This window comes from Poseidonibacter sp. (assembly GCF_041821165.1).
In the GTDB taxonomy this organism is placed as follows: domain Bacteria; phylum Campylobacterota; class Campylobacteria; order Campylobacterales; family Arcobacteraceae; genus Poseidonibacter.
The window spans coordinates 4,061-6,801 of the sequence record NZ_JBGUES010000127.1 but is presented as its reverse complement, the minus strand read 5'-3'; the positions used below and the strand labels follow the sequence as shown (position 1 = coordinate 6,801).

General features: G+C 28.3%; 3 protein-coding genes. 2 read left to right on the top strand and 1 reads right to left on the bottom strand.

The features are described from left to right. The coding region (locus ACERKK_RS09665; protein WP_373772879.1) for a 6-phosphofructokinase at positions 1-739 on the bottom strand (739 nt) is incomplete at its 3' end. Between the two features lie 163 nt (positions 740-902). On the opposite strand from ACERKK_RS09665, the gene ACERKK_RS09660 reads away from it, so the two are divergent. Further along, positions 903-2,144: an OFA family MFS transporter gene (locus ACERKK_RS09660; protein ID WP_373772878.1), complete on the top strand. Its 1,242-nt coding sequence runs from the start codon at positions 903-905 to the stop codon at positions 2,142-2,144. Between the two features lie 87 nt (positions 2,145-2,231). Next, a partial coding sequence (locus tag ACERKK_RS09655) for a PAS domain S-box protein (RefSeq protein ID WP_373772877.1) occupies positions 2,232-2,741 on the top strand: 510 nt, incomplete at its 3' end.

The following is a 2,741-nucleotide window of genomic DNA, read 5'->3' as shown; positions in this document are numbered from 1 at the left end:
AACTTACAGTTCTTGTTTCAATATCTAGTTTTTCTTCTATCCATTTTGCTAAAGTATTTGTTTGTTTTGTACCTTCTGCAACAATTGCTAAGATATATGATCTTCCATTTTTTAGCTCTTTTTTCAATCTTTTTTCTAAGCTATTAAAATCAACTTCTATTTCAGGAACTACACAAATTTCTGCACCACTTGTGATTGCAGATACAATAGCTAAATATCCACTATCTCTTCCCATCGTTTCAACTACAAATGCTCTTTTAAAAGAAGATGATGTATCTCTTATATCATCAAGTGCTGATTTTATAATATTTAGTGAAGTATCAACACCAAGGGAATAATCACTTGAATATATATCATTATCAATTGTAGAAGGAACTCCAACAAAAGAGATATCATACTCTTTTGAAAAAACATTTAAACCTTCAAATGAGCCATTTCCACCTAATACTACTATTTTATTAATATTGTGTTTTTCTAAGTTATCATAAGCTTGTTTTCTATACTTTTTTTCATAAAATCTTTTTGATCTTGATGTTTTTATTATTGTTCCACCAAGATGAATTATTCCTGCAACATTTTCGTGTTTAGCTTTTTTTATTTTTCCATCAATTAAACCTTCAAAACCCTCATAAATAAAATATGGAGTAATGCCTTTTTCATAAGAATAATCAACAAAACTTTTAATTGCAGGATTCATACCCGCACAATCACCACCTGAACACATTATTGCCATTGTCATTTAAACTCTTTTTTTGGTGCAATTATAACATATAGTAGATTTTAAATCATTATTATTTACTATGGTTACAAAAAATTATTTTGGTCAAAATTTATTTACTTTTTTTACTTAAAATTGACAAGTTTTGATACAATTGCTGATTATTTTTAATTTAGGAGATTAAGTGATAGAAAAAAACCGTTGGCTTATGGCATTAAGTGCAGTTGGTGTTCATATTTGTATTGGTTCTGTATATGCATGGAGTGTATATGTAAAACCAATACAAGAGCATATGTCATGGACATTGACAGATGTAACAATTGCTTTTAGTATTGCAATATTCTTTTTAGGATTAAGTGCAGCACTAATGGGAAAATTTGTAGAGAAAAATGGACCTAGAGTTTCTGCAATTTTAGCAGCTTCATTATTTGGTTTAGGAACAGCTGGTTCTGGTCTTGCTATTATGATGGAATCAAAAATGCTTTTATATTTCTTTTATGGAGTATTAGGTGGATGTGGATTAGGAATAGGGTATATTTCACCTGTATCCACTCTTGTTAAGTGGTTTCCTGATAAAAGAGGAATGGCAACGGGATTAGCAATTATGGGATTTGGTTTTGCATCTGCTATTTGGGGACCAACTATTAAAATTTTAATAGAAGCTGTTGGAATATCTAGTACATTTTTCATTTTAGGAGCTGTTTATTTTGTAGTTATGTTCTCATCTGCTCTTTATTTACAAGCACCGCAAGATGGATATTTACCTGAAAAATTTAAGAAAAAAATCAAAGAAGGTAAAAAGAAAATCAAAGAAGATTTACAAAATCTTGGTTTAAATGAAGCTGTTAAAACTCCAAGATTTTATGGTCTTTGGTTAATGTTATTTATAAATGTAACTTGTGGTATTGCAATAATTGGTGTTGCGTCACCTTTACTTCAAGAAGTAATAGGAATTTCAGCAATTGCAGCAGCTGCAGCTGTTGGGTTAATGGGAATATTTAATGGTGCAGGTAGAATATTTTGGGCATCACTTAGTGATTATTTAACTAGACCTGTTGTTTACATTATATTCTTTTTAACACAAGCAATAGCCTTTTATATCTTGCCTTCAATTTCTGAAATTGTTGTATTTCAAGTTCTTTTATTTTTTATTATGTCTTGTTATGGTGGTGGTTTTGCTTCTATTCCTGCATATATTGGAGATATCTTTGGAACAAAAGAGTTAGGAGCTATTCATGGTTATATCTTAACAGCATGGGCAGCAGCTGGATTAGTAGGTCCTTTAATTATTTCAATGGTAAAAGATTCAACAGGTTCATATTCTCAAACATTATATGTATTTGCTGGTTTCTTTATTGTCGCATTAATAATCTCAATTTTAATGCTTATTAATATAAAAACAATTCAAAAGAAAAAAGCAAAATAAATAAGAAAAGAGTTTTCTCTCTTTTCTTGAAAAATTTAACTGATATTAAGCTCAATATAATAATATATACTCCACAAAGGAGTTTGTATGCAAGTGTTAGAAAAGTTAGGTATTTACAAAGATATATTTAGTAACTTACCTATGGCTATAATTATTACAGATACTCATACTGGCAACGTTATTGATGCGAATACTAAAGCTTGTAAATTGATTGGTTTATCATACGAAGAGATAACACAACTTAATCAATATCAACTACATCCTCCACTTCTAAATAATGAATCACAAGAACAATATAAATCATTTATCAATGAAATTATTTCAAATAAACAAAAAGATTCATTTGAACATGCTCTTATATGTTCAAATAACGAATGTATACCAATAAAAGTATCACCATCTTTAATAAATGTAGAAGATAATTCATTTATTGTTTATGTTATTAAAGATTTAAGAAAAATCAAAATACAAGAAAATATTTTAAGTTATTATGACAAGGCTTTAAAAAAATCTTCTAGTTTTATCTCTTTTATTGATTCAAATTATATATATAAATCAGTAAATGTATCTTATGTAAAAACATTTGCTAAAGGACAT